9 protein-coding genes are annotated in these 7,178 nt (G+C 69.7%); 5 read left to right on the top strand and 4 right to left on the bottom strand.

The window, feature by feature from the left end:
* Nucleotides 1-38: 38 nt before the first annotated feature.
* Nucleotides 39-284, top strand: a complete 246-nt coding sequence (gene chpE, locus ACFW48_RS31835; RefSeq protein WP_019329385.1) for a chaplin ChpE — start codon at nucleotides 39-41, stop codon at nucleotides 282-284.
* A gap of 254 nt (nucleotides 285-538) precedes the next feature.
* Here the strand turns inward: chpE and ACFW48_RS31840 are convergent, their stop codons facing one another.
* The gene (locus tag ACFW48_RS31840) at nucleotides 539-1,333 is read right to left on the bottom strand and encodes a hypothetical protein (protein WP_386320797.1); all 795 of its coding nucleotides are present in this window, start codon (nucleotides 1,331-1,333) and stop codon (nucleotides 539-541) included.
* Nucleotides 1,334-1,485: 152 nt separating this feature from the next.
* On the opposite strand from ACFW48_RS31840, the gene ACFW48_RS31845 reads away from it, so the two are divergent.
* The 3 genes from ACFW48_RS31845 (at nucleotide 1,486) to ACFW48_RS31855 (ending at nucleotide 3,885) form a co-directional block, all read left to right on the top strand.
* Complete coding sequence (locus tag ACFW48_RS31845) at nucleotides 1,486-2,283, top strand: ABC transporter ATP-binding protein (protein WP_386320800.1); 798 nt, start codon at nucleotides 1,486-1,488, stop codon at nucleotides 2,281-2,283.
* Between the two features lie 54 nt (nucleotides 2,284-2,337).
* The gene (locus ACFW48_RS31850) at nucleotides 2,338-2,769 is read left to right on the top strand and encodes an NfeD family protein (RefSeq protein ID WP_386320803.1); all 432 of its coding nucleotides are present in this window, start codon (nucleotides 2,338-2,340) and stop codon (nucleotides 2,767-2,769) included.
* Between the two features lie 168 nt (nucleotides 2,770-2,937).
* Nucleotides 2,938-3,885, top strand: coding sequence for an SPFH domain-containing protein (locus ACFW48_RS31855; RefSeq protein WP_386320804.1), 948 nt, complete (start codon nucleotides 2,938-2,940; stop codon nucleotides 3,883-3,885).
* Nucleotides 3,886-3,953: 68 nt separating this feature from the next.
* Here ACFW48_RS31855 and ACFW48_RS31860 read toward each other — a convergent pair whose 3' ends face one another.
* The 3 genes from ACFW48_RS31860 to ACFW48_RS31870 all read right to left on the bottom strand — a co-directional run bounded on the left by ACFW48_RS31860 (nucleotide 3,954) and on the right by ACFW48_RS31870 (nucleotide 6,031).
* A complete protein-coding gene (locus ACFW48_RS31860; protein WP_386320807.1) occupies nucleotides 3,954-4,460 on the bottom strand; it encodes an HNH endonuclease in 507 nt (168 codons plus the stop codon).
* 199 nt (nucleotides 4,461-4,659) lie between these two features.
* The gene (locus ACFW48_RS31865) at nucleotides 4,660-5,199 is read right to left on the bottom strand and encodes a YbhB/YbcL family Raf kinase inhibitor-like protein (RefSeq protein WP_386320810.1); all 540 of its coding nucleotides are present in this window, start codon (nucleotides 5,197-5,199) and stop codon (nucleotides 4,660-4,662) included.
* A gap of 49 nt (nucleotides 5,200-5,248) precedes the next feature.
* The gene (locus tag ACFW48_RS31870) at nucleotides 5,249-6,031 is read right to left on the bottom strand and encodes a sporulation protein (protein WP_386320812.1); all 783 of its coding nucleotides are present in this window, start codon (nucleotides 6,029-6,031) and stop codon (nucleotides 5,249-5,251) included.
* 145 nt (nucleotides 6,032-6,176) lie between these two features.
* Here ACFW48_RS31870 and ACFW48_RS31875 point away from each other — a divergent pair, with 145 nt between their 5' ends.
* On the top strand, nucleotides 6,177-6,818 hold the full coding sequence (locus tag ACFW48_RS31875) for a DNA-3-methyladenine glycosylase (protein ID WP_386320815.1): 642 nt from the start codon (nucleotides 6,177-6,179) through the stop codon (nucleotides 6,816-6,818).
* Nucleotides 6,819-7,178 lie beyond the last annotated feature (360 nt).

A 7,178-nucleotide genomic window follows, 5' to 3' on the forward strand; every position in this document is an offset into this window, starting at 1 on the left:
GCGGCGACTGCCGCGGCAATCGCAAGGAGGGCTTGTAAGTGAAGAACCTGAAGAAGGCAGCGGCCGTGACGATGGTGGCCGGCGGGCTGATCGCCGCCGGCGCGGGCATGGCCTCCGCCACCGACGGCTCGGCCGCCCACGGCGAGGCCATCGGCTCCCCGGGCGTCGCCTCCGGCAACGTCGTCCAGGCGCCGGTCCACATCCCGGTGAACGCCGTCGGCAACAGCGTCAACGTCATCGGCGTCCTGAACCCGGCCTTCGGCAACCTCGGCGTCAACCACTGACCCAGGCCACCAAGCCAACCACGGCCTCCCGGGCCCCCACCCGGGAGGCCGGTCGTGCTTCCCGCCCCCCATCCCGCCGCTGCGGGCAGTCGCACGCCGCCGTGACTGCGGGCAGCCGCCCCGCGAGCCCCGCGCAGCTGCGGGCTGTCGTGCCGCTGAGGCGGCACGGGTGGGCGCAGCGGCACCCCGTCAGCGCCGGGCCGCGCGACCCACCCCCGGCCCACCACGACGCCGGCCACCCCCACCGAGAGGCGTCACCCCACCCCCCGCCCCCTCTCCCGCTCCTCCACAACGGAGTTGTACGCCGCCACCTGCGCACGCCGAGCCGTCCGCTCCACCGGCCGCAACGCCTCCCCCCGCGCCACCATCTCGGACGCGCTCACCGCACCCCCGTGCCCGTTCTCACACGCCAGCGACACCAACGCCCCCACCCGCTGCGCCAACTCCAGCACCCGCACCGCCCGCGGCGGATACCCCGGCGCAAGAACCTCCCGCCCCCGCTCCGCCCGCGCCCGGTACGCCGCGACCGCCGCCTCCGCCACCGGCCCCGACCCGGCGACATCCAGCCGCGTCAACACCTCCGTCGCGTCCCGCAGCGCCTCCGCCAGCTCCCGCTCGGCCTCCCCGAGCGAGGGCACATCGGCGGGCGGTGCCTCCCGCACCGGCAGGCAGTGCCAGACGACCTCGACATGCACGTCACCCTCGGGCCCGGCCTCGTACACCTCCGGCACCAGCCCGAGCGCGGCACCGTGACAGACCACCGCCTCCTCGGCCTCCAGCGCCCGCGCGTTGAACTCCGGCGGCCCGCTCAGCCCCAGCGGATGCCCCGGCGCGGGCAGCGCGACCCGCAGCCCGGTCGCCCCGAGCGCCCGCAGCCGCCCCAGCGCCAGCGTGAGACCGACCGGCGCCGATTCGTCCGGCAGCCCCTCCACCCGGTGCACCGCGTCGTCGCCGACAATCGCGACCGCGGCGTCGTCCGGCGAGACCATTCCGGCAATAAGGGCATTTCCCCAGGCGGCGAGGCGCCCTGCGCGTGGTTCCGAGAGCATGCCCCCACCCTAAGGACCGGACCGATGGAACGGTGAAGCCGACCGGTGGCGTAGATTTCCTGGAGGGCCTGCGCCCACCGGCGCGGCGGCCCGAGCCAGAGGCGTACGCGACAGCCGAGACCGGCCACAATGCAAGGGGAGACAACGCGCTCATGAGCGATGTTCTGGAGCTTCAGGACGTATCCGTGGTCCGCGAGGGCCGGGCTCTGGTGGACCAGGTCTCCTGGTCGGTGAAGGAGGGTGAGCGCTGGGTCATCCTGGGCCCCAACGGCGCCGGCAAGACCACCCTCCTCAATGTCGCGTCCAGCTACCTCTACCCCAGCAACGGCACCGCCACCATCCTCGGCGAGACCCTCGGCCGGCCCGGCACGGACGTCTTCGAACTGCGCCCGCGCATCGGCATGGCCGGCATCGCCATGGCCGACAAGCTGCCCAAGCGCCAGACCGTCCTGCAGACCGTACTGACCGCCGCCTACGGCATGACCGCCGGCTGGCAGGAGGAGTACGAGGACATCGACGAGCAGCGCGCCCGCGCCTTCCTCGACCGCCTGGGCATGACCGAGTACCTGGACCGGCAGTTCGGCACCCTCTCCGAGGGCGAGCGCAAGCGCACCCTGATCGCCCGCGCCCTGATGACCGACCCCGAGCTGCTGCTCCTGGACGAGCCGGCCGCCGGCCTCGACCTCGGCGGCCGCGAGGACCTCGTCCGCCGCCTCGGCCGGCTCGCCCGCGACCCGATCGCCCCCTCGATGCTCATGGTCACCCACCACGTCGAGGAGATCGCCCCGGGCTTCACCCACGTCCTGATGATCCGTCAGGGCAAGGTCATGGCCGCGGGCCCGCTGGAGCTGGAGCTCACCTCCCGCAACCTCTCCCTCTGCTTCGGACTCCCGCTCGTCGTCGAGCAGGTCGGCGACCGCTGGACCGCGCAGGGGCTCCCTCTGTCCTGACCCGCCCCCCGTGCGCCCTGTCCCCGGCACGTCACCCGGACCTACCATGACCATGTGAACGACATCGACGCATGGGTGTGGTGGCTCGTCGCCGCGGCAGCGCTCGGAATTCCGCTCGTCGTGACCGCGATGCCGGAGTTCGGGATGCTCGCCGTCGGCGCGGTCGCCGCCGCCGTCGCATCCGGATTCGGCGCGGACGTCGTCGTCCAGGTACTCGTCTTCGTCATCGTCTCGGTAGCCCTCATCGCCGTCGTACGGCCCATCGCCGCCCGGCACCGCTCCCAACGGCCCCAACTCGCCTCGGGAGTGGACGCGCTGAAAGGCAGACAGGCCGTCGTACTGGAACGGGTCGACGGCGCCGGCGGCCGGATCAAGCTCGCCGGAGAAGTCTGGTCGGCACGCGCACTCGACAGCGGACGCGCCTACGAGGCGGGCGAGGAAGTGGACGTTGTGGACATCGAGGGGGCCACGGCGATCATCATGTGACCTCGCCGTACACAAGTGGACCGAACACCCTCCGCGGTACGCGACGGTCTGACAGACTCGACCAGCAAGATCCTCAACAGCCGTAAGATCAGCAGTAGTCAGGATCAGTAGTCAGGGTCAATAGGATCTGCCAGAGCGCCGAGGCGGAGAAGGGGACGGACAACCACGATGGAACCGGTCATCATCGTCTTGATCATCCTGGTGGTGTTGGTCTTCATCGCCCTGATCAAGACCATCCAGGTCATCCCACAGGCCAGCGCCGCCATCGTCGAGCGCTTCGGCCGCTACACGCGGACACTGAACGCGGGCCTCAACATCGTCGTCCCGTTCATCGACACCATCCGCAACCGCATCGACCTGCGCGAACAGGTCGTCCCCTTCCCGCCGCAACCGGTCATCACCCAGGACAACCTGGTCGTCAACATCGACACGGTCATCTACTACCAGGTGACCGACGCCCGCGCCGCGACGTACGAGGTCGCCAGCTACATCCAGGCCATCGAGCAGCTGACCGTCACCACACTCCGCAACATCATCGGCGGCATGGACCTGGAGCGGACCCTCACCTCCCGCGAGGAGATCAACGCGGCCCTGCGCGGCGTCCTCGACGAGGCCACCGGCAAGTGGGGCATCCGCGTCAACCGCGTGGAACTCAAGGCCATCGAACCGCCCACCTCCATCCAGGACTCGATGGAGAAGCAGATGCGGGCCGACCGTGACAAGCGCGCCGCGATCCTCCAGGCCGAGGGTGTCCGGCAGTCCGAGATCCTGCGCGCCGAGGGCGAGAAGCAGTCCCAGATCCTGCGCGCCGAAGGTGAGGCCAAGGCCGCCGCCCTGCGCGCCGAGGGCGAGGCCCAGGCCGTCCGCACGGTCTTCGAGGCCATCCACGCCGGCGACCCGGACCAGAAGCTCCTCTCCTACCAGTACCTCCAGATGCTCCCGAAGATCGCCGAGGGCGACGCCAACAAGCTCTGGATCGTCCCCAGCGAGATCGGCGACGCTCTCAAGGGCCTGTCCGGTGCCATGGGCAACTTCGGTGGCATGGGCGGTGGTTCGGGCGGCGGCGGCGCGAGCGTCCCGGCCCAGGAGCGGCGCGAGAAGCCGTCCATCGACTGACGGCAGTACCCACTACGCCGATGGGGGCGTACCTCTGGTGAGAGGTACGCCCCCATCGGCGTAGTGGGCTACGCGGCCGGCTGGGCGAGCCACTCCGGCAGCGCGTCGAAGTCGTCCTGCCCCAAGGCGAGAAGCATCGCGTCGGCAGGCGTCGGCTCGAACGGCTCCCGCAGCAGCGGCATACCCGCCTGCTCGGGCGTCCGGTTCGCCTTCCGGTGATTGTCCTCCGCACACGAGGCCACCGTGTTCAGCCAGGTGTCCTGCCCGCCGAGCGACCGCGGCACCACGTGGTCGACGGTCGTCCCCCGCCGCCCGCAGTACGCGCACCGGTGCCGGTCCCGGACCAGCACGCCCCGCCTCGACCACGGAGCGCGTCTTCGGAAGGGCACCCGTACGTATCGGCACAGCCTGATCACCCGGGGCGCCGGTATGTCGAGCGCGGCTCCGCGCATCCGCAGTTCGGGGTGGGCCTGTTCGACGACGGCCTTGTCCTGGAGCACCAGAACGACGGCTCGGTGAAGCGTCACCGTCGACAACGGCTCGAAGCTCGCGTTCAGTACCAGCGTGTCCCGCATATCAGCCCACCTCCCGTGCGCACCGGCCCACCCCCTGGCGGGCTGGGATCAACTCTGGCCGGGCACGCCGAGATGGACAACGCAATATCTGCTGCTCCTGCGGGGGACGCTCCCCCCGCGACCCCCGGCAACAAAAATGCCCGCCCCTGATCCATTCCAAGACCAGGGGCGGGCAAACGTTCCATGAACGCTCGGAACACTAGCTCTCGGCGGGCACCTCGTACTCACCGATCAGCTGGGCACGCGCGATCGTGTGGAACCGCAGATTGAAGCCGACGAACGCCGGGGTGCCTTCCGAGTCCGGCCCCAGCTTCTCCTGGTCCACGGCGTACACCGTGAACACATACCGGTGCGGCCCGTCCCCGGCCGGCGGCGCGGCACCGCCGAAGTCCTTGCTGCCGAAGTCGTTGCGTGCCTGTACGGCCCCTTCCGGCAGCCCCTCGAACTTGCCACTGCCCGCGCCCACCGGCAGCTCGGTCACCGAGGCCGGGATGTCGAACACCACCCAGTGCCAGAACCCGCTGCCCGTCGGGGCGTCCGGGTCGTAGCACGTCACGGCGAAGCTCTTGGTCTCGGCGGGGAAACCTTCCCACCGCAGTTGCGGCGAGGTGTTGCCGGCCGCGTGAACCTGAGCGTCCTTGAGCGTCGCCCCCTCCTGGACGTCCTCACTCGTGACCGTGAACGCCGGCACGGGCGGGTGGAAGTCATGGGGGAGCGGCCGCCGCTTGAGCTCGGTCACCTCGGTACCTCCTGATCGTTCGGTGCAGTGGAGTCCGAGCCTAGAACCCCTAGAACCAGTTCCGCTTGCTGCCGACCTCGGACAGCCACTGGTTGAGGTACGCCGTCCAGTCAGTCCCCTGGTAGTCGTTCAGCCCCACCTTGAAGGAACGGAACGTGTCGCTGCCCTCGCTGAACAGCCCGGGCTTCTTGTCCATCTCCAGCACGACGTCCATCGCCTGGGCGTCGGCGACGAAGCTCAGCTCGACCTGGTTCAGCCCCCGGTACTGCTGCGGCGGAAGGAACTCGATCTCCTGGTAGAACGGCAGCTTCTGCCGTGTACCGCGGATGTGGCCCCGCTCCATGTCCGCGCTCTTGAAGCGGAAGCCCAGCCCGATGAACGCGTCCAGGATCGCCTTCTGCGCCGGCAGCGGGTGCACGTTGATCGGGTCCAGGTCACCGGAGTCCACGGCGCGCGCGATCTCCAGCTCCGTGGTCACGCCGATGTTCATCCCGCGCAGCGTCTGCCCGTCGATCGTCGTGATCGGCGTCTCCCAGGGAATCTCGAGCCCGAACTGCACGGCGTGCACGGCGTTCGCCTTCAGCTCGAAGGCACCACCGAGCCGGTTCTTCGCGAACTCGATGTCCTGCTTGTACTCCTGGTCGCCGCTCTCCACCTCGACCTTGGCCTGCAGCCCGACCGACAGCGCCTCGATCTGCTGGTCGACGGACCCGCCCTGGATCCGCACCTCGCCCTGGACGACACCGCCCGGAACGACGTTGACCTCGCTCAGCACGGTCTCGACCGAAGCCCCGCCGGCCCCCAGGCTCGCGAGCAGCTTCTTGAACGCCATGTCTCTCCCTCTCCAGGCTTTGTGTGAACCCTTGATCCCTACAAACGCGATTCGGCCGTGGCCGGTTCCGCGCCCCACACCCTGGCAAGGCGGACGTTGCGTGGCCACCCCGCGCACGAACCCGGCTGCGTTACGCTCGGACAGCATGATCGCGAGCCCCGACCGTACGCCTCTGCCCAGGAAATTCTTCGACCGCCCCATCCTCGAGGTGGCCCCCGACCTCCTGGGCCGCATCCTCGTCCGCGACACCCCGGACGGGCCGATCGCCCTCCGCCTGACGGAGGTCGAGGCCTACGACGGTCAGAACGACCCCGGCTCCCACGCCTACCGCGGTCGCACGCCCCGCAACGACGTGATGTTCGGTCCCCCCGGACACGTGTACGTCTACTTCACCTACGGCATGTGGTTCTGCATGAACCTGGTGTGCGGTCCCGAGGGCAGGGCGAGCGCCGTTCTGCTCCGCGCCGGCGAGATCATCGAGGGCGCCGAGCTGGCCCGCACCCGTCGGCTCTCCGCCCGCAATGACAAGGAACTGGCCAAAGGCCCGGCCCGCCTGGCCACCGCCCTGGGCGTGGACCGAGCCCTGAACGGCACGGACGCGTGCGCCGACGAGGCCGCCCCCCTGCGTGTCCTGACCGGCGCACCTGTGCCCCGCGACCAGGTACGCAACGGCCCACGCACCGGCGTGGCCGGCGAGGGCGGCGTCCACCCCTGGCGCTACTGGGTTGCCGACGACCCGACGGTCAGCCCCTATCGGGCCCATGTGCCCCGGCGACGCCGAAGTTGACTCTCCCTTGGCAGACGCGTAACGTGGCCCGAGCCGCTTGACCCGGGTACGGCATTCGCCTGCAGCCGGAAGCGGCCAACCCACTACCTACGACTTCCCTTCAGCGGGGGCGAATTCGGCGTGTCCGCATGCCTGAATTCCAACTCGCAAGACTCGATTATGAGTCCGCAGGGAAATCGGCTAACGTAGTGAATGTCGAAAGGCCGACAGGCGAAAGCCAGAAGGCCACGACAAATCCCGCCGACAGGGAATCAGGGCCCGAAAGGATCTGATAGAGTCGGAAACGCAAGACCGAAGGGAAGCGCCCGGAGGAAAGCCTGAGAGAGTCTCTCGGGTGAGTACAAAGGAAGCGTCCGTTCC

It is taken from the genome of Streptomyces sp. NPDC058812 (assembly GCF_042744565.1).
Taxonomy (GTDB): Bacteria; Actinomycetota; Actinomycetes; order Streptomycetales; family Streptomycetaceae; genus Streptomyces; species Streptomyces thinghirensis.